This window comes from Bacillaceae bacterium S4-13-56, assembly GCA_040191315.1.
Lineage (GTDB): Bacteria > Bacillota > Bacilli > Bacillales > JAWJLM01 > JAWJLM01.
Genome location: JAWJLM010000011.1, coordinates 26,543 through 46,255 on the forward strand (window position 1 = coordinate 26,543; position 19,713 = coordinate 46,255).

A 19,713-nucleotide genomic window follows, 5' to 3' on the forward strand; every position below is an offset into this window, starting at 1 on the left:
AGATTAAGAGGTGTTTTGATTTTGTCTCAAGAAGATACACCATTATTTACGGGAGTTAAAGAACATGCACAGAAAAACCCCATTCAGTTCCACATCCCCGGTCATAAACGCGGTCGCGGAATGGACCCTGAATTCAAAAATTTCATAGGAGATAATGCATTATCGATTGACTTAATTAATATAGGTCCTCTAGATGATCTTCATCATCCCCATGGAATGATACAGGAAGCGCAACAGTTAGCTGCAAAAGCCTTTGGCTCAGATTATACATTCTTTTCCGTTCAAGGAACAAGCGGTGCAATCATGGCTATGGTTATGTCTGTTTGTAAACCCGGGGATAAGATTATTGTTCCTAGGAACGTTCATAAATCGGTTACCTCGGCAATTGTTTTTTCTGGTGCAACCCCCGTGTTTATTCATCCTGAAGTAGATTCTAGACTAGGGATTTCTCATGGTATTGCACCTGAAGCTGTAGAAAAAGCGTTGAATCATCATCCTGATGCAAAGGGCGTACTTGTCATTAATCCAACCTATTTTGGAATTGCGGCAGATTTAAAACGGATTGTAGATATTGCACACGAAAGAAATGTACCCGTTCTTGTAGATGAAGCTCACGGAGTCCATATCCATTTCCATGAGGATTTGCCAATGTCAGCCATGCAAGCTGGAGCTGATATGGCGGCAACTAGCGTTCATAAATTAGGTGGTTCCCTTACCCAAAGCTCTGTGTTGAACTTAAGGGAAGGGCTCATTCATCATGAACATGTTCAATCCATTTTATCCATGTTAACAACAACATCTACTTCCTATATCTTGCTAGCATCCTTGGATGTTGCCAGAAAACAATTAGCTACAAGGGGACAAGAATTACTTGACTATGCACTCTCTCTGTCAGACAAAGCAAGAAAAGCAATCAATGAAATTCCGCACCTCTATTGTGTTGGAGATGAAATTTTAACATCAAGTGCTTCTTACGATATTGATCCAACCAAACTAATTATATCAGTCAAGCAACTCAATGTAACGGGATATGAGGTTGAATTATGGTTAAGAGAAAATTATAACATTGAAGTAGAATTGTCTGACCTTTATAACATATTATGTTTAATTACACCTGGAGATATAGAGTCAGATGTGGATACCCTTATTCAAGCACTTTCTCATCTCTCCAAAGAATTAGAAAATCAGGCTAAAGCTGATTGGGATCAAGTGGAGGTATATATTCCGGAAATCCCACTGCTAGCTATTTCTCCAAGAGATGCTTTTTATTCCGAAACAGAAATCATACCTTTAAAAGAGGCAGAAGGAAGAATAAGTGCAGAGTTTGTTATGGTCTATCCGCCTGGAATCCCTATTTTCCTTCCAGGAGAAATTATTACATTCGAAAATATTGACTACATTCGAAAAAATCTTGAAGCTGGTCTGCCTGTACAAGGACCAGAAGATGAAACCATTGAAAATATTAGAGTGATTAAAGAGCACAAAGCTTTTAGATAGAACAGAAAAGGACTGCTGTGGCAGTCCTTTTCTGTTCTATTTGTTCTTTTTGCAATTACAGGATTCACTTGACGCATAAAGAACAGAAACCTTTTCATCTTCAAAAACTTCTATAATCCGTTGGCAATCTTGACAAACAATAGTCCCCATTAAGAATCCCTCCCTATTGTAAAGCGCTTTCATACCTTTAATCCTATTATAATATGTCACATTTAATATTTCAAGAACAAATAGTATGTCATATTAATTTTTTATGATGAATATTATTGCTTTTTCTACATACTGATCAACTTTTAATTTAATTTCTTAGAAAACTCCTGATTCGTTAAAGGGATTCTTGAAAACGTATTTTGCTTCTTAGGACATGATGTCGCGTTTTTAACCGAACCTCCTTCATCGATGTTGACTTATCGAATGAGAGGAGGGAGCCGACTCTAGTCGATAGGCTGCCCCTCCGAAACAAGAAAAACACTTGTTTCTGCGAAGTAGCTCTAAGTAGCTTTCCTTTGTGCGATTACTTGGGGCAAAAACTTCGAAGATTACTCGATGATGCTTTTTCGCTGGGGCTAGACAAATTTTATGCTTTATCTTTAAAAAAAAAAAACGACCAGTTATTGGTCGTTTTTCACTTCCGATTCCTATTCATATTGTACACTTTCGTAACTTGCTGGTAGAGCTTCTTCAAAAAACATGGCCAACACCTTAGCCTCATCTAATGATTTTAGCTTAAATACACGGCAAAGGTGGTCAAGGTCATGAAGGTCACTTAAATCCAATAAAGCTGAACGTCCTGTTTGCATACAAATCACGAGAGGTTTTCCAAAAAACATTGTCGTATGGACAATTCCAAAATCATAACGAACATCCTCAGTTGTAAAACCGACAAATCGAGTCTTCACATGTTCTTGTTCATCGTAGAGTCTTTGATAAAATTCCATAATTATTACCTCCTTTTATTCATACAGCCTATTTTCAGAGAGTATTAATTACTATTATAAGCTGCTTTATTGTGAAAAACAACACAAGTGTTGTTAATTTCTACAAATGTTCACACATTCACACTTTTATTTTTAAACCATGAAATCGTTGCCATAACGAGTAATTTAATGCTACCATAAGTAAAGCAGGAATTCTTACATAGGAGTGAGTAGAATGGGGAAAAGTGCTTATATCTATTTAGTAGAAAATAGCAAACAACAAGAATTACAACTGGACGATGTAAAAGAGTTAATCAGCTATTATCAAGAAATTACATCAAAGACAGGCGAGCAATTGCAATGGGAGTATAGTAAACACTCCTTCCCTTATACTGTAGAAGAACAAAAAGATCAGAATGGACATTACCTCATCCTTCGTGGTCAGGATGACCGCTATCATTACATCCTCATTGGTGTTGGGAGCGTAGTTAAACAAACAAAGGATGGAACCAATGAGCAATTCTATGTTCAACTTATGTTACCAGATAACTCTGAGCATGGTGATTTGGGTAAGGCCAATGAATTAGCTAAGTTTCTCGGAAAAAAACTTGAAGGTGAACTCCATTTATTTAATGGAAGGATTATGTATTATTATAAACGAAAATAATGAATTTTCAAAATATTTTAGATGAAAAGGAGAAAGAATTTAATCTTTCTCCTTTTTTGATGCTTTTATTAATTGATACCAAGGTTAATTAGTTGGTGTTTTTATGAGTTTTGGATTTAATAATTCATATCCTTGTTCTCTAAGTCCTATAACGATATCCTCTAACGCTTCATTTGTCCATTCTCTATCATGCATTAATAAGTTGGCTCCTGGTTTTAGTAAAGAGTAAGGAACGTCAACTTCTGGTCCTTTTCCTGTGATCATAGCTTCCTTAAGCTTTTCAGCATCCATATAAGGTTTAAAATAATCATATCCATAGGTCCAATTCATAAGAAGCATGCCCTCTTCTTTCACAAACTGTTTAGCAAAATCAGTATTAGTACCATTTGGTGCTCTGAAAAATCTTGGCTTCTCACCAATAATTTCCTCAACCAGACTACTTAACTCTTCAATTTCCTTTTGTTGTGCTTTATCATCAATCGTTCCTAAGTTCGTATGATTGTACGTATGATTGCCAATTTCAAATCCCATTTCATGGATTTCTTTTAAAATAGTCTTTTCTTCATCAGTATCCAGAAAGTGCCCATTTACAAAGAAGATGGCAGGAGCATTTAGTCCCTTTAACTTTTTTGCCATCTCTAAAGCGTATTTGTGTGGAGCATCATCAATGGTAAGGAGTGCAACCATCTCATTAGCATCACCAATAGGCTTAAAACTCCAGTCAGATGACATCTCATATTGGGGTTCAACCTCCACTACTACTTCCTCTTCTTGTGTTGGCTGGTTAATCTCTTGACTATCTTCATTTTCTCCATCGTGTATTTCTTCAACTTCATCAGTATTATCATTCGCATCAATATTATTATTTGTATTTTCATTTTGCTCAGCGTGATCCACATTCGTACCATTACTGTTAGTGTGTACTGTGTCATTTCCCTCCGAATTACAACCTACTAAAACTACAACCATTGCAATTGCTAAGATCCAATTTTTCATGTTTTTCCCTCCTGAGTATGCCAAGCTGTATTCTAATTATAATCAAAATTTATAATCCTTCCTATCCTTTTTTTCTACTTTTGGTAAAATAAAAGAGATGGGATCACAGAAAGGTGTTTTTTTTATGCTTACAAACATTAGACGAATTTTCCCGTTTGGGAGTCGCACTATAAAAACTGGAATATCAGTGTTCTTCACTTCACTTTTATGTATGGCTCTCGACTTTCCAGTTATCTTTGCGGTTATTACTGCTATAGTAACCGTTGAAAATACCGCTGCCAATTCAGTAAAAAAAGCACTTATTCGTTTCCCCGCTTCTGCACTCGGGGCTTTTATTGCTGTCAGTCTCTATGGTTGGTTAGGAATTACTCCCTTAACTTACGCTCTTGCAACTATTTTGACTATTGGAGTTTGTTACAAACTAAAACTTTATGATGGAATATTGGTGGCAACCATAACAGCCGTAGCTATGATTCCCGGTATGGGTGAGAATTATTTTGTTGACTTCTTTATACGTTTAGCCACTACAACCATTGGTATAGTAGTTTCATCAGCTGTAAATTTTGTTTTGCTTCCACCAAACTATCTCATGCAAATTCAGAAAAGTTCATCTCAAAATTTCAGAAATGCTTCCTTGCTGTTTAAGGATATTGTACGTAAACATTTTCAAGCGGAAGAACAACGATCATGGACAGAGCTACGAAGGAAATCTCAAAATCTGACTGAATCCATTGATAGAAATTACAGATGGCTACAATATCAGCGAGAAGAATGGAAATATCATAAATACAAAAAAGAAGAAGCAAAAGAAATGCAACTACTACAGCACAAACTTCATGTTATTCGACAAGTAGCTTTTCATATAGGAAATTTAAATTATATTAAAATATCAGGAGAATTATTTGATGCTTCCCAAAAACAATTAATCCTTAAAGCAGTGGATTCCATTTGTGATACCCTTTCTGATTCGGAGCATAGCTTTCCTAATGAACATTTTGATGATATATATCATGTTGACCTATTATTTTGGGAATGGAGAAAGGGTCATACCAATATTCATTCTTCAAGCAATTATCACCATCACTTTGCCCCTGAAATCATGTTTTTATATGAAATATTATGCATTCATGATTTATCAGAAGAACTTTATACTCTTGAAAAGAGGCATCAAACAAATAAAAGAGAATTGCCCTTTCAACCAACTTAACTTCTTCTTTTCATTTTTGTAACAAATTGAAAACAATTCACGCCAAAGCAAAAAGGAATGGTACAATTTAAATGCCCTAAAAAAAGCGTCGAATTCAAATTGAATTTGAGGATATCGAAAGGAGAGAAGGGTGCTTCCTTGTTTGACTACCTTGACACCCGTTTATCATGAAACTCCTACCCTTGATTTTGGTCTTCTTGTTACCAATCGTCGGATGTGAACAAAAACATGTTACAGTTGATACAGTAGAATTAGAATTAAAACAGAATAATTATGAGTTATTGTTTGTAACCAAAGCAAACATTTCAAAAAAACAAGAAGAATCTTACGTCGACGCTATTTTAGAATTAAGAATGGAATATGATGATTCATCAAAAGAAGAATCCAAAAAATTGACCGAATGGAAGCAAAACAGAATAAATGAGGTTCAAGTGTTCCCTACTCTAATTGTATTAAAGGGAGATCAAGAAATCACCAGTGTTTTTGGGCCAAAGTCCAAAGATGAAATCCTTGAAACCCTTTCAAAAACTTTGATTCAATGAGTAATGGGAAGACAAGTATTGACGTAAAAGACCGATCGTGATGATCGGTCTTTTTAATTTGAATAAACAGGTTCTCCGTTTTTCAATACTATTTTTTCTGAATATGCAGGGACAATCGAATAATGATCTGTTAATAAATATCTTAGATCATCTCCTTCTTTATAAGAGTAATCCTTTTCCTTTAGTAATTGAAATATATCAGGTCTGTAATCAATGACCAGCTCACCACTTCCATTAATAAATACTGGAAGAGGATTTCCAGTATATGGACTAGAAACATATGGTTCATTATCCATTCCTAGTTGTTCATATTTTATTCGGAATACTGGTCCACCAACCCTCTCTCCATATGGAGGATATTGGTTGCGTTGCCTATAGGTATCAATTTTTAAGTTGTATTCTCTTATTTTATCAGTCAATCTTAAATCAATTACTTTTACAGTAGGGTCTGTTTCAGCGTGAATAATAACATATTGATAAACCCCACCTTTTTCAAAGGAGTTATCCGGTGGTTCAACAATTAATTGATATTCTCTTAATTTAGAATAATCAATTGGATACTTTTGAAAAATTGGGGTGTCTATATCCCGATTTTGGATAGGTAAATATCCCCCGGTTTCAGTAGAATATTGATCTACTGCTTTCTGCATCATTTCCAATTGAACTTCATTAGGTCTTTGATTTTTAGAGTATTCTTCTTCAGGGTACATACAGCCTGTCAAAAGAATACTTGAAAGTAATAATAATACTAGTTTATTAAAGTTCATGTTGTTCGAGACAGTTTGGCTTGTCCCATCTAGCTCCTTTCCTTAGTATCGTTACATAGAAGGACCACTAATTACTACATAAAAAATGATGAGACCAGATAAAATCATACATATATAAGCTAAAATTGTTGTCAATACTTGCAATACACCTTTTAATCTATACCGGCTCAACATAATCAAACCTATAGCGAGAAACATAAAAATAATCCCAGCAAAGGAGATATACATATTTAACATAGCTCGTGACATATAAAACGCTCCTTATGTACAAAATACATCCAATATTCTAAACCACAAATATTATATCATACGGGTACGATACAGAGCCAAAAAAGAAAACCGAGATAACAGGGGCAATTATCTCGGTTTGACTAATTGGTACCCATCCAAGCAGCTTTGCATGATTTGTTGCTGCGATGTATTTTATGCCATAAGCTTTGAAATCGTATACTCAGACGCCTAAGACAAGACTATTTTTTTATCATTTTGTTTAAAGTGTTCATATCTAATGAACTTCCCTGTTGAATGATCATATTCACGATTTTATCTTCTTTCTCTTTTGAAATATTCTTATTTGCCATTTGAGCTAACTGGCGTACTAGTTGGCGCACTGTTTTTTCGTCTTGTAAATTAGCATTTTTAACTTGATCGGCTACTTTAAAAATCTCATCAGGTTTGATACTTGATTTTTTTTCAATATGGTCAAATAGATTCTTTTGAAATCCGCTCATTTCTTCTCCTCCTTGCGTTTCGCGTTCAATTCAGTATATGCAAGGAAGAGACTAGTGTGAGTCTTTGTTTACTTAGAAAAAATGTTCGGGAGATGTTCCATTTCATGCTTTTTAACTCTTGTCATTAATTGGTCTACAACTACCTTAGGATTTTCTTTATCATACAATATTTTATAAATTCCTTCGGTAATCGGCATTTCCACACCTTTAGATTTTGCTAAATGGTAGGCTGCCTCTGCCGTGCGAACCCCTTCTACAACCATTCCCATCTTTTCTAAAACATCATCTAAATTATATCCTTTTCCAAGCAGATTGCCTGCTCTCCAATTCCGGCTATGTACCGAGGTACAAGTAACAATTAAATCTCCCATACCTGCTAACCCCATAAAAGTTAAGGGGTTAGCTCCCAGATTCGCTCCTAATTTTGTTATTTCAGCGAGACCTCTAGTAATAAGAGCAGCCTTTGCATTGTCTCCATATCCAAGACCGTCAGAAATCCCCGCTCCTAATGCAATTATATTTTTCAAAGCACCGCCCAATTCAACTCCAAGAATATCCGGATTTGTATACACGCGAAAGTTTTCATTAAAGAACAAATCTTGAGCGTCCTTGGCATCTTGCATATTTTCTGAGGAAACTGTTACGGTAGTTGGGTGACGGAGACTAACTTCTTCTGCATGACTTGGGCCAGATAATACGACAACAGAAGAAAATAACCTTGAATTCAATTCCTCATTAATCATTTCAGAAACACGTTTATATGTTCCTGGTTCAACACCTTTGGCTGCATGAATTAAAAGCACTTTATGATCAAGATGATTATTTAATCTTTGACATATCTCCCTAATCGCTTTCGTTGGGACTCCTAATAAAACTGCTTCAACATCACTTAGAGCTGCATCAAGGTCATAAACAGCTCGGATTGTGGTAGGAAGGTCTATATCCTTTAAATAATGATCATTCCTATGTGTCTTATTAATAGCTTCTGCTTGTTCTTTTCGATGAGTCCATAAACGAACATCAAACCCATTATCTGCCAAGACTAGTGCTAAAGCGGTTCCCCAGCTACCTGCTCCCATGACAGCAACTTTTCGCATGTAACTTCCCCCTTTACGATCTCCTTCTTGCATATATACGAATAGGTGTGCCTTCAAAATCAAATGCTTCCCTCACCCTATTTTCTAAAAACCTTTGATAGCTAAAATGCATAAGCTCAGGATCGTTAACAAATACAACAAATGTTGGTGGTTTCACTGCAACTTGAGTAGAATATAAAATTTTTAATTTCTGCCCCTTCATGCTTGGAGCTGGATTCATAGCCAAAGCATCCATAATGACTTCATTTAAAATGTTTGTTTGAACCCTTTTCGAATGATTTTCACTAGCTCGAACAATATGTGGTAATAGCGTGTGAGTTCGCTTTTTCGTTTTAGCTGAAAGAAAAACAATTGGGGCATAGTCTAAATATAAAAAGTGTGCGCGAATTTTATCCTCAAAATTTTTCATAGCCTTTTCATCTGATTCAATCGTGTCCCATTTATTGACCACAATTACCACTGCTTTTCCTGCTTCATGTGCATATCCAGCAATTTTTTTATCCTGTTCTATTATTCCTTCTTCGGCATCTAACACAACTAGAACGACATCTGATCTTTCAATTGCTTTTAATGCACGTAACACACTATACTTCTCTGTTGACTCGTAGACCTTCCCTCGTTTTCTCATACCAGCTGTATCAATAATGACATATTCTTGACCTTCTTTAACAAATCGCGAATCGATAGCATCACGAGTAGTTCCAGCAACATCACTTACGATTACTCGGTCCTGACCCAACAGAGCATTTACAAGAGAGGATTTCCCTACATTTGGACGTCCAATTAAGCTAAATCGAATGACATCTTCTTCTTCTACATCCAAATTACGTTCTGGAAAATGTTTAATAACAGCATCTAATAAGTCACCTAAACCTAAACCATGAGTGCCAGAGATAGGATAAGGTTCCCCAAAACCTAACGAATAGAAATCATAAATCCGTTCTCTTCTTTCTGGTGAATCGATTTTATTAACGGCAAGCACTACAGGCTTATTCGATTTAAATAGAAGGTTAGCAACTTCTTCATCCTGTGCGGTTATTCCTTCTTTTCCATCTACCATAAAAATAATTACATCAGCTTCATCAATAGCAACTTCAGCTTGATGTCTCATTTGCACAGTGATTGGTTCATCTCCGACCTCTATCCCGCCCGTATCAATAATATTAAAATACGTATTCAGCCATTCGGCCTCAGAATAAATTCGGTCTCTGGTCACACCGGGGGTATCTTCTACAATAGAAATTCTTTCTCCTGCCAAGCGATTAAAGATAGTCGATTTTCCGACATTTGGTTTTCCTACGATTGCAACTACTGATTTTCGCATGGAAAGGTTCACCCTTTCTCAATCTTTTTGTGTACTAGCCTATAACTTTTTAAGTTTAGCAAAACAAAGGCAAACAAACAATCATTTTCCTATCTATCCAAGACTTTCATTAATGTTTTACAATAATATATAAAGAGTCACTTAATGCATGACTGATTCCATCGAGTATAGCCTCTAAATTAGCAGCTACCGACTCCATTTCTTCCTTGGTATCACATTTAAAAATAGGGGTTCCCCCCATCACTTTATTTCCATCAGTTGTAATGGCAGCTAGAATCATTTTTTCTATTTGCATCACTCTCACCCCTTTTGATTTGCTTTTGATTCAGAAGGTATACGGATGGCATTTTCTAGTACTGGTACTTGTCCAATCGTCCTAATAGCTTTATCTACATCCTTTTCTTGGGGCAATATAAAAACACCTATTCTTCCATCATCTAAGTCTCTTTTAATTAACGGGGTAAGCGCCGGTGTACCAGAATCTCTAAAAACTCCTAAAGAAACAGAAACATCATGTAAGATGGCCTGTCTTTGACCTAAATTAGCAATGGTAGATCTTATATTGAAATTTTTAGGGGTTAAAACAAATCCCATACCATACTTTAAAATCTCTTTTTGTCTCGCTTCTAAACCAATATTCATTATATAAATATTATCTACATGTAACCCTGCCCCTTCAAAATGTAATGGAGAGTGCTCTATCTCAACTATATCTTTTAAAGTTGAACCACTCATTAATTTCCGAATCGCTAAAAATAAAAGCAATGAACCTAAAAAGGAGACCCAGACATTAGTAATTAGGTAAAGGGTAGTTGAAAACAAGGAAGTCATAATTACTAAATAATTTCGCCCTTCAAAAGCAACAGCAATCCCTTCTATGTAAGTTTTACCTCGTGGAACGAGTTCATAAGAATCTAGCTCGGACAGGGTATTACGTTCCATATTTCTTACTTCCCTAAACTGGGAGGCTGCTAACGTTAAAAATGTAACAGCTGTAAATTCTTTTTCCATAATAGCAGGAACAGCAACAGCTCCTAAAGCCCCGGCAATAAATCCCAAAGAGATATGTATGATTTTTCCATGTAAATAGGTAGGGTATTGTCGATAATCTGTTCTTAACATGAATAATCTTGCAATGACCCCAATGATTACACCAAAAAGTATTGGGTAAGTATACTCATTCACCGTATCCACCTCGTTTTTGTTTGAGTATGATTTTCAACTATTTGATCTACTTTGAAAACCATGTTTCGGACTCCTTCCAAAACAAATAACATCATTAAGGTAGTAGCCCAAACATCCAGAAAAGGAAGCCCAACTGTTAGCTTCTCCATACCATAGCTATATATAATAAAAGAATGAAGAATATCCCCCATTACTAATCCTAGAGTTAGGATAGAAGCTTGTTGGATGAATACATTCGATACATAAAATAAAACAAGTGTTAATATAAAGCTAAATAACCACATTCTTGGAAAGATCATCAAGACAGGGCTTATTTGTTCAAAAAATAATAGTCCGGAAAATCCAATGCTTAAGGAAAAGGAACATAATGTTAAAAAGTAATAGTTAGACTGTTCACTCATTAACAATCCAGATAGGAATAAAAGACCAAACACAGAGCAATTTATAGTCAGTGCAGAGCTTAATGATATCTCTACTCCACTTAACGCCACTATGATCAAAATTCCCATAGTCCACTTTATTCTAGTCGCGGTTTTAGGAAAGAAAAAAAAGAAAATAATCCAAAGCATCCACATAAACCAATAAAAATAGAAGCCCTCTTGCACAATATCCACCCACGATCCCCTCTTCTATTGTCATTATGCACAATTTTATATTTTCTAAAACGCATACAAACATTATTTACTAACCATATTAATAACGAATATATCTTAAGGAGGAATTTTGATGGGTAAGGATCGCCAAGAAAGAAAGAATGAGAAAAGTAGAAGAGTAGAAAGTGATCGAGACCCTAAAAACCATTTCCCTGGTTCTACCTATTTAGACACCCCTAAAGAAGCTGAAAGAGAACAAAGACAACGATAAAGTGAAATTTCAATCAGTGTCCTTCCCCAATGATTGTTAGCACCAAGGGTATGACTTAAAGGCCTTGAACCAATCGGACATTTACGGGCAGCCACCATGAAGCAAGCTTCACCAACAAGGATAAAAAATTTAATGTTTTATTATTATGGGAGTTTATCCCCCACCTGCTCTTTTCGTTTCACTTAAGACTTGGGGTGGAGGTATTACTGCCCGTTCATGCGGGATAAAATAAAAAGATGATTCCTCGAAATAAAATTGAGGAATCATCTTTTTAAACTATAGGATTTCTCTCTGTTCCAACCAGTCTTTAACATCATTTAAAAAAATAACAGGTTGTCCCTTTAATTCTAATGGTCGATAACAATTCAATAATACCATGGCAATTTTAAGTTCTTCATGGACGGATCGAATTTTATGAATCAAACCTTCCACTCCATCTTCAGTCAATGTTTTTAATAGGATACCAGCCATACCAAATGCTTTTGCCCCTAGAATTAAAGCTTTTGCACCATCTAATCCATTTCGAATTCCACCCGAAGCAAAAACATGCCCCTGCTCAAAGATAGAAGTAGTTTCTAAAATGCTTATTGGTGTTGGTATTCCCCAATTCTCATAAGAAGTTAGAGGAGTTTGACGTCGTAAATTTTCCACGCGCGAGAAGTTAGTACCTCCCATTCCCCCAACATCACAATATGTAACACCTATATCCTTTAATTTCTTAGCTGTTTCCTTGGATATTCCATAACCAACCTCTTTAACAATGACTGGAACTCCTACATTTTCAACGATTTGTTGAATTCGATCAATATGCCCTTCAAACGACCGGTCCCCTTCTGGCATTAGTAACTCTTGAAGGGTATTCAAATGTATCTGAATAGCATTTGCCTCAATCATATCGACTACTCGATTAGCTTCCTCAATTGTGGCTTCTGCTCCAATATTAGCAAAAATAATACCATTTGGGTTTTCTTTTCGGACGATTTGAAAGGTCCTTTGTTCCGTAGAATCTTTTAACGCACTCATTTGAGATCCCACAGCTAAAGTAATACCTGTTTCTCTGGAGGCAATAGCCAACTGTTGGTTTATCTTCTCCGTTAGGAGCCCTCCTCCACCTGTCATAGCATTGACAAAAAGAGGCGAACTTAACAACAGTTCGCCCGCTTCAACTTCCAGGGATACTTTTTCCCAATTCACGTTGGTGACACTTTGATGGATGACATGAATGGAATCAAAGAAAGATTCAGATATTTGATCTTGTGTTTGAAGTGCATGTTTTATGTGATCTTGTTTTCTTTTTGCTCTTGTCATATCCATCACCAAATGTCTTATTTTAACTTATCTAGTTGATCTCCAATCATATCTCCAAGTTGAAAACCAGAGTGGTCCTCTTCTTTTTGATAATGCTTATAATCAGCTTGTTCTTGTTCCTTTTCTACTTCTTTAATACTCAAAGAAATCCTTTTATCCTTTTCACTTACATCTAAAACCTTCACCTTCACATCTTGGCCTTCCTTTAACACTTCTTGTGGTGTTCCTATATGTCGATTTGAAATTTGTGAAATGTGAACTAGGCCTTCAACTCCAGGTACTACCTCCACAAAAGCACCAAAATTAACTAACCGCCGCACTTTCCCTTCAATGACTTTACCTGGTTTTACTTTATCCTCGATATCAGACCATGGCCCGGGCTGTGTTTCCTTTAAAGAAAGAGAAATTCTTTCATTGTCCCGATCAACTGATAGTACCTTAACCTTGATCTTGTCTCCCTCTTTTACTATGTCTGAAGCTTTTTCTACATGTTCATGAGATAATTGTGAAATGTGAACTAGCCCATCAATTCCTCCAATGTCGACAAACGCTCCGAAATCTGTAATTCTTTGTACAGTTCCTTCAACAGTATCTCCTGCTTCAATATGATGAAGAACTTCCCCTTTTTTCTTGCTTTGCTCTTCTTCTAGAACAGCGCGATGAGATAAAATGACTCGGTTATGTTCCTTGTCTAATTCCACTACCTTAAGAGTCAGCTTTTTCCCTTTATAATCAGCGAAATCCTCAACATAGTGGGTCTCTACAAGAGATGCAGGAATAAAACCTCTAAGGCCAACATCTACTACAAGGCCCCCTTTAACAATGTCTTTCACTTCAGCCTCGAACACTTCTTCAGTGTTGTACTTTTCCTCAAGGTCTTTCCAAGCTGAAATCGCATCTACTGCTCTTTTAGATAAGATGACTTCATCATCCTCAACCTTTTTCACTTGCAAGGTTAGTTCATCTCCTTCAGATACAGCGTCTGAAGTTTTTTCAATATGGAGACTAGATAATTCACTTATGGGAACAATCCCTTCAACCTTGAATCCGATGTCCACAAGGACATGCTTGTCTTCAACCTTAACAACTTTCCCTGTTACTTGATCCCCTACTGCGAAACCCTTTGATAACTCCTGATTCAATTCATCCATCAAAATGACCTCCTCTTTTCCGACACACGAACAAAATCTGCTCTTTGTTATAACTTCTAATAAATGACGTTTTTTGTCAAGGGAAATAGTGCACTATTTTACAGTATTAATTAAATTTTGAATTTCTTCCATGATTCTATCTGTCACTTCTTGTGCAGAGAGATCTTCTTCTATCATTTTCTGAATATCCATAGGCTCACCATATATAACATGGAGAGGTTTGAATTTTTGATATGGTCCGAGAATAGCACAAGGAACTACAGGTGCGCCTGACCTCAACGCAAAGAATCCTGCTCCCGCCAGCCCTTTTTTAGGTTGTCCATCTTTGCTTCTTGTTCCTTCCGGAAACAACCCTAAAACATGTTTTTCTTCTAAAACTGCTAGTCCTTTTCTAAGTGCATTCCTGTCGCGAAATCCTCTTTTTACAGGAAATGCATTAACATTCTTAAGGATCCACCCAATCCAATTATTTTTAAACAACTCCTCCTTTGCCATAAAGTGGATAACTCTTGGAGACGTAATTCCGACAATCAATGGGTCTATATTTGAAATATGATTGGAACAAATAATAACAGGTCCTGATTTTGGAACTTTTTCTTTCCCATGAATTTTAATATGATAAATAGGTCGAAAGATTACAGAGCATAAAAATTTTCCAAACTTATAGAGCATCCTTTTTCCCCTTTCTCCAAACTAAACTAATTTAGACTTAACTATGTTCAAAATCTCGTCTTTCACCTCTTCTATCGATTTTGAGGTCGTATCCACCTCGACTGCATCTTCAGCTTTTGTTAAAGGAGCAATCTTCCTTTGAGAGTCAAAACGGTCCCTTTCCCTTATCTCTTTTTGAATTATCTCTAGGTTTACTTGATAACCTTTTTGAATATCTTCTTTATATCTTCGTTCTGCCCTCTCCTCAACTGAAGCTATTAAAAAGATTTTTACCTCTGCATTAGGAATAACATGGGTCCCAATATCTCTTCCATCCATAACTACTCCACGTTTTTCCGCTAGTGCTTTTTGTCTCTTTACCATTTCTTTTCTGACGTTTTCATGTTGTGCTACGATCGAGACTGAATTCGATATGGTCGGGTTTCGTATTTCCTCAGAAACATCCGTTCCATCCACAAAAACTAATTGGTTATTTTCCCCATGTACTAGTTCTATTGTCGTATTTTTTAATACATCAGTAAGTTTTTTTTCATCCTCTAAATCTACTTTTTCATCCATTGCTTTTTTTGTTAAGGCACGATACATAGCTCCTGTATCAATGTATGTATAATGAAGTTCTCTAGCAAGTAGTTTTGCTACTGTGCTTTTTCCCGCAGCAGCAGGACCATCAATGGCAATGGCTATTTTTTTCATGCAGTTTATCCTCCTAATAAAGCAATTACTCTAGTTTGCCTTTTAAGAATATCATACCTTGTACGTCATTGACTAACGGATCCGTAAAAACACCATGATATTTCATGTATGGCTGAAATCGTAGTAAGGCGTTTGAATGTGTATGTAAATATTGAACTGTTACTAAACTTATTCCCAAAAGAAAGACTATGATAATAAGAAGTTGTTCAAACTTCTTAAGAAATTTATTTTTTTGTCTTCTCATGTTGATTACCCCTTACCTAGAGTCATTTTACACAATATTGTCTCCAGATAAATGGAATCAATTCTTTTTTATTCTTCTATTTCGTAAAGCTAATTGCCTTTCAAAACAAAATCGAACAATAGTCTGCTGATCACTTTCTTTAATATCCATGAATTGCAGAGATGCTTTATCCCTTTGAATTCCTCCTCCAAAGACTATACGAACAATCCGAGAAGTAGTCTGTATATACTTGATATCGCCGTTATTTAAAGGAATAACAAACCACACCTCTATTTCCATGCCCGTTTTTAAATTATGGTCTGTTGGGAGAATAATCGCCGATCCTCCCCCACTTATATCAGAAGTAACCGTGGTAAAAGATAAAAAGCGCTTTAATGGGTCATGAACCGCGGCATCCACAGCAGTTTCAATTCTCACATATTCTCTTCTTTGAATTCGTAACAGTTTATCATTTCCTGGATAACTTAACAATAAAACAGGGATCGTTAGTTTTTTTCTTCCTCTCACTTCTGAAGGAAACATGTAAATTGAATCATCCTTACCAACAAAGGATACTTTACATTCAGTTCCTTCTAAAAAAAATCCTGTTCGTCCTGTTCTTTCATTTACAGGATAATCAATAAACAATTGATAGTTGTTCATTTCAACTAACTTACATCTATATCTTTCCACTTCGTCCTGATTTGAGGAACTTAGTTCAATTAATAAAGGTGTCCCTATTTTAATCACCTTGAAACCCTCTTCCATTGAAATCTTTATCTTTATTATCCCATGAAAATAATAAAAGGGAAAGGTATAAACCCTTCCCTATAAGGCAGATAAATCTGCCTCAACTTGCTCCATTTTTTCAACCATTTCTTCCATACCATTGTTCGCATTTACAAAAACACGATATGTGTCATTACCAAGAATACCTAAAAACTCATAACAAAGGACTTCTTTCCCTAAGTCATTATTAATTACTGCTAGTGATTCTTCTTGAATTTTCACATTTGAATTTACCTTATCGCGGGCTTCTTCTGATGAAATAATATCTTCTGTATTGATCTCTCTCTTTTGATAATTCATAAGGAAATCTCTTGCAGAAATACCAATTACCTCTCCATCATCTAATGCGACTTTTATCTGTACAGAATCAGGATAAATTTTGACATCATCCTGTTTTCCAATTAACTGATAAACTCCTGTATTTCCATATTGACTACTTTGGAAAATCTCTAGTTCCTCTGGATATTCAAATTGATCTACAAATTCTTTCGCTTTTTCTCCACCGTCATAAAGACTAAGTTTTGGTTCGGAGATCTCCCTATTAATGATTAGTGATAATACGTGACCGCCTTTTTTGGACAAATCCATATAGCCATGGCGATCATCTATATCATACGAAATACTGTACATTGGAATATCTGCTCCCTCACCACTTTCTGAAATATCCATTTCCATTTCAACAGTGAATAGTTCTTTAGCTTTTTTAAGTGCCTCTTCCTCGGTTATTTCACTGCCAGTAATATATTTATATTCATGATTATCACTACTAACACTTGTAAAAGTTGGACCATAATTTCCTTCCGTATAACCTTTTACATTTTTCTCTACTGTTTTGAATCCATCAATAATTGTATTATCCGCTTTTTCATCTTGGGTGGCTAAAGCTAATTGAACATCCATCCACCGTAGATCATTCTTAATAACCATCGCTTGAACTTTTCTCATTTCATTTTTTATTTCTCCAGATTGTTCATACAACGTTTTTAATGTTTCTGTCTCCTCATCGGTTAATGGCTCTTTCTCTAAATTCCTTATTGCTGCTCGATAACTAAATTCACCGATACTAGCTAAAAACTCCTCTGTTTCATTAAAAGGTATTAGCGTTAATGGCAGTTGACCAACGTCAGCATGAGCTTCGGATGTTAAGCGCCAAACTTCCGCAAGCTGTGGAGACAACTGAGAGTCTGAATTCATAGCTAATGTTGTTCCAATTTTATCGTGCAGTAAATCCAAGTGATAAGATAAATCATGAAATGCACGTTGATATGTGTTTTCCGCCTGTATGAGAATTGCGTTCTTTTCTTGGTGTTCCTGATACCCCCAGAACGCACTTCCCATAATTCCAACCGCTAGGACACCAATAGTAATTCCTCGAATCATTTTATTTCCTCCTTCCTATGATTATTTACAGAAAATATGCTTTCCGATCCTTTTTATTTGTGGACGTCCCCAAATCCAAGTAGATGTTGCTGTGTTTGGATTAAAATAATATAGGGCATTCCCCGATGGATCCCATCCATTAATAGCATCTAATACAGCCTTTTTTGATTCTTCATTAGGTGTTAACCAAATTTGACCATCCGCAACTGCAGTAAATGCACGGGGTTCAAAGATTACTCCTGATACTGTATTAGGAAATGTGGGACTCTCCACACGGTTCAGGATTACTGCAGCAACAGCAACTTTTCCTATATATGGCTCTCCTCTTGCTTCTCCATGTACTGCTTGGGCCATAATGTTGATATCGTTTTGGGAATATCCGCTTGGTACATTTACAGCCGTGGGATTAGCACTCCCAGTATTCTGATTGTTCTTGTTTTGGTTTCCTTGAGTACTTTGGTTTGTATTCTGCTTCACCTGATTTTTCGGATTTACTCCACCGTAATAGGTAAAATTATTTCCTTTAGCTATTTGGTCTTTTACGAACGCTTTGTCATACTTAGACGCACGAACCAGCTTATCTTTTGACTGTTGTCCTAGCAAACCATCAATATCTAAGCCAAATTCATATTGAAAGTTACGTAGTGCCCAATAGGTCCCCCATCCGAAAACCCCATCGATTTTTCCATTATAAAACCCTAAGTATTGTAAACGAGCTTGTAATTCTATTACATCATCTCCAACGGCCCCTCTTTGAACGATCTGATTCGAAAATGCTGAGACATTTTTTATTTGATCGACTGTAGGGACTGTAACCGTTATTAATGAAAGACAAATAATAAATAGTACCCTAAGAAATCTCATCACTTGACCTCCTACTTCTTAGTCTCGATTCCTAGTTATTTTTTGAAGGATTAGTCTTTTTATGCACAGGTTTCACAAGAAGATATATTACTCCAATAAAAAGGAACTCTTTGAAATAATAAAGAGTTCCTTTTCATTGGGTTTCAGATTGTTGTGTTGGAATATTAGGCTGTAGTATATTGGAGCTGTTAGCAATTTTTACTTTTCTCAAAGCTATCCACCAAAGATAGATCATAAAAGGAGTAAGAGCAAGCATCCAATTTTCTTTTATTATTTCTAAAACTAAGTCGTAGGAGCCATGTAAAATTACCGGGATAAGCAACGAGTAACCAATCCATTTTCTAGCTGATTGTTGACTCATAAATTTAGCTTTTCCCATGTAAAAACCAAGAATCACACCCAGGAGTGCATGGGAAGATACTGGAAATATTGCTCTTCCAATGGCAAAGTTAACTCCATTCGCCAGGAGATACAGCAAGTTTTCAACTGTAGCAAATCCAAGGCTGATAGCAACTCCATAAACAATCCCATCATACGGCTTGTCAAAGGATGTATGCTTATAAACTGTATACAAAAAAATAAACCACTTAAAAAACTCTTCTAGTAATCCTGACAGCACAAATGAAGAAAAAAAAGGACTTTGGCCAATGTTTTCAACTTTAAACACATATTGAATGAACATAATAGGAAATACAAGAAGAGCACCAAAAATAAAGCAACGCAATACAAATCCAATTGGTTCCGAAGAAAGGCGCTCCTTTAAATAAAAAAATGATAAAAGAGCAAAACCAGGAGCAATAGAAACTGCTAATAAAGTAAACATTTTACTCACTCTTTTC

At 36.0% G+C, this 19,713-nt stretch carries 24 protein-coding genes; 5 read left to right on the forward strand and 19 right to left on the reverse strand.

Translation table 11 applies throughout. The annotated features are described in order from the left end of the window. Positions 1-21: 21 nt before the first annotated feature. Positions 22-1,497, forward strand: coding sequence for an aminotransferase class I/II-fold pyridoxal phosphate-dependent enzyme (locus RZN25_05045; protein MEQ6376189.1), 1,476 nt, complete (start codon positions 22-24; stop codon positions 1,495-1,497). Positions 1,498-1,533: 36 nt separating this feature from the next. On the opposite strand, the gene RZN25_05050 is transcribed toward RZN25_05045, so the two are convergent. Both RZN25_05050 and RZN25_05055 read right to left on the reverse strand, forming a co-directional pair. Beyond that, positions 1,534-1,647: a GapA-binding peptide SR1P gene (locus tag RZN25_05050; protein MEQ6376190.1), complete on the reverse strand. Its 114-nt coding sequence runs from the start codon at positions 1,645-1,647 to the stop codon at positions 1,534-1,536. Between the two features lie 488 nt (positions 1,648-2,135). Beyond that, positions 2,136-2,435 (reverse strand): DUF3055 domain-containing protein, encoded by a 300-nt coding sequence (locus tag RZN25_05055; GenBank protein MEQ6376191.1) that lies wholly within the window; start codon positions 2,433-2,435, stop codon positions 2,136-2,138. 214 nt (positions 2,436-2,649) lie between these two features. On the opposite strand from RZN25_05055, the gene RZN25_05060 reads away from it, so the two are divergent. Beyond that, entirely contained in the window at positions 2,650-3,081 is a 432-nt protein-coding gene (locus RZN25_05060) for a DUF1885 family protein (protein ID MEQ6376192.1), read from the forward strand. Positions 3,082-3,165: 84 nt separating this feature from the next. Here RZN25_05060 and RZN25_05065 read toward each other — a convergent pair whose 3' ends face one another. After that, positions 3,166-4,077, reverse strand: a complete 912-nt coding sequence (locus RZN25_05065; GenBank protein MEQ6376193.1) for a polysaccharide deacetylase family protein — start codon at positions 4,075-4,077, stop codon at positions 3,166-3,168. Positions 4,078-4,201: 124 nt separating this feature from the next. On the opposite strand from RZN25_05065, the gene RZN25_05070 reads away from it, so the two are divergent. Together RZN25_05070 and RZN25_05075 are read left to right on the forward strand one after the other, a co-directional pair. Then, positions 4,202-5,284, forward strand: coding sequence for an aromatic acid exporter family protein (locus RZN25_05070; GenBank protein MEQ6376194.1), 1,083 nt, complete (start codon positions 4,202-4,204; stop codon positions 5,282-5,284). 182 nt (positions 5,285-5,466) lie between these two features. After that, positions 5,467-5,826 (forward strand): hypothetical protein, encoded by a 360-nt coding sequence (locus tag RZN25_05075; protein MEQ6376195.1) that lies wholly within the window; start codon positions 5,467-5,469, stop codon positions 5,824-5,826. 53 nt (positions 5,827-5,879) lie between these two features. On the opposite strand, the gene RZN25_05080 is transcribed toward RZN25_05075, so the two are convergent. The 8 genes from RZN25_05080 to RZN25_05115 all read right to left on the reverse strand — a co-directional run bounded on the left by RZN25_05080 (position 5,880) and on the right by RZN25_05115 (position 11,544). Then, positions 5,880-6,593 carry a hypothetical protein gene (locus RZN25_05080; GenBank protein MEQ6376196.1) on the reverse strand — a complete coding sequence of 238 codons (714 nt, stop codon included), beginning with the start codon at positions 6,591-6,593 and terminating at the stop codon, positions 5,880-5,882. A gap of 51 nt (positions 6,594-6,644) precedes the next feature. Then, on the reverse strand, positions 6,645-6,842 hold the full coding sequence (locus RZN25_05085) for a DUF2768 domain-containing protein (protein ID MEQ6376197.1): 198 nt from the start codon (positions 6,840-6,842) through the stop codon (positions 6,645-6,647). A 221-nt stretch (positions 6,843-7,063) separates the two neighbouring features. Then, complete coding sequence (locus RZN25_05090) at positions 7,064-7,324, reverse strand: stage VI sporulation protein F (protein ID MEQ6376198.1); 261 nt, start codon at positions 7,322-7,324, stop codon at positions 7,064-7,066. A gap of 68 nt (positions 7,325-7,392) precedes the next feature. Then, positions 7,393-8,421 (reverse strand): NAD(P)H-dependent glycerol-3-phosphate dehydrogenase, encoded by a 1,029-nt coding sequence (locus RZN25_05095; GenBank protein MEQ6376199.1) that lies wholly within the window; start codon positions 8,419-8,421, stop codon positions 7,393-7,395. A gap of 13 nt (positions 8,422-8,434) precedes the next feature. Next, positions 8,435-9,745, reverse strand: a complete 1,311-nt coding sequence (gene der / locus RZN25_05100; protein MEQ6376200.1) for a ribosome biogenesis GTPase Der — start codon at positions 9,743-9,745, stop codon at positions 8,435-8,437. Positions 9,746-9,854: 109 nt separating this feature from the next. After that, positions 9,855-10,040 carry a hypothetical protein gene (locus RZN25_05105; protein MEQ6376201.1) on the reverse strand — a complete coding sequence of 62 codons (186 nt, stop codon included), beginning with the start codon at positions 10,038-10,040 and terminating at the stop codon, positions 9,855-9,857. 5 nt (positions 10,041-10,045) lie between these two features. Further along, positions 10,046-10,930, reverse strand: a complete 885-nt coding sequence (locus RZN25_05110) for a YIEGIA family protein (GenBank protein MEQ6376202.1) — start codon at positions 10,928-10,930, stop codon at positions 10,046-10,048. After that, positions 10,927-11,544 carry a hypothetical protein gene (locus RZN25_05115; GenBank protein MEQ6376203.1) on the reverse strand — a complete coding sequence of 206 codons (618 nt, stop codon included), beginning with the start codon at positions 11,542-11,544 and terminating at the stop codon, positions 10,927-10,929. Before RZN25_05115 ends, RZN25_05110 begins: the two co-directional genes overlap by 4 nt. 112 nt (positions 11,545-11,656) lie before the next feature. Here RZN25_05115 and RZN25_05120 point away from each other — a divergent pair, with 112 nt between their 5' ends. Next, positions 11,657-11,794: a YpzI family protein gene (locus RZN25_05120; protein MEQ6376204.1), complete on the forward strand. Its 138-nt coding sequence runs from the start codon at positions 11,657-11,659 to the stop codon at positions 11,792-11,794. A gap of 276 nt (positions 11,795-12,070) precedes the next feature. Here RZN25_05120 and fni read toward each other — a convergent pair whose 3' ends face one another. The 8 genes from fni to prsW form a co-directional block, all read right to left on the reverse strand. Continuing rightward, positions 12,071-13,102 (reverse strand): type 2 isopentenyl-diphosphate Delta-isomerase, encoded by a 1,032-nt coding sequence (gene fni, locus RZN25_05125; GenBank protein MEQ6376205.1) that lies wholly within the window; start codon positions 13,100-13,102, stop codon positions 12,071-12,073. A gap of 17 nt (positions 13,103-13,119) precedes the next feature. After that, entirely contained in the window at positions 13,120-14,253 is a 1,134-nt protein-coding gene (gene rpsA / locus RZN25_05130) for a 30S ribosomal protein S1 (protein ID MEQ6376206.1), read from the reverse strand. Between the two features lie 93 nt (positions 14,254-14,346). Beyond that, positions 14,347-14,925, reverse strand: coding sequence for a lysophospholipid acyltransferase family protein (locus RZN25_05135; protein ID MEQ6376207.1), 579 nt, complete (start codon positions 14,923-14,925; stop codon positions 14,347-14,349). 21 nt (positions 14,926-14,946) lie between these two features. Continuing rightward, the gene (cmk, locus tag RZN25_05140) at positions 14,947-15,618 is read right to left on the reverse strand and encodes a (d)CMP kinase (GenBank protein ID MEQ6376208.1); all 672 of its coding nucleotides are present in this window, start codon (positions 15,616-15,618) and stop codon (positions 14,947-14,949) included. A gap of 301 nt (positions 15,619-15,919) precedes the next feature. After that, positions 15,920-16,591, reverse strand: coding sequence for a flagellar brake domain-containing protein (locus tag RZN25_05145; protein ID MEQ6376209.1), 672 nt, complete (start codon positions 16,589-16,591; stop codon positions 15,920-15,922). A 78-nt stretch (positions 16,592-16,669) separates the two neighbouring features. Beyond that, positions 16,670-18,010: a germination protein YpeB gene (gene ypeB / locus RZN25_05150; protein MEQ6376210.1), complete on the reverse strand. Its 1,341-nt coding sequence runs from the start codon at positions 18,008-18,010 to the stop codon at positions 16,670-16,672. A 21-nt stretch (positions 18,011-18,031) separates the two neighbouring features. Further along, positions 18,032-18,874: a spore cortex-lytic enzyme gene (gene sleB / locus RZN25_05155; GenBank protein ID MEQ6376211.1), complete on the reverse strand. Its 843-nt coding sequence runs from the start codon at positions 18,872-18,874 to the stop codon at positions 18,032-18,034. Between the two features lie 133 nt (positions 18,875-19,007). Next, positions 19,008-19,697: a glutamic-type intramembrane protease PrsW gene (gene prsW / locus RZN25_05160; GenBank protein ID MEQ6376212.1), complete on the reverse strand. Its 690-nt coding sequence runs from the start codon at positions 19,695-19,697 to the stop codon at positions 19,008-19,010. Positions 19,698-19,713 lie beyond the last annotated feature (16 nt).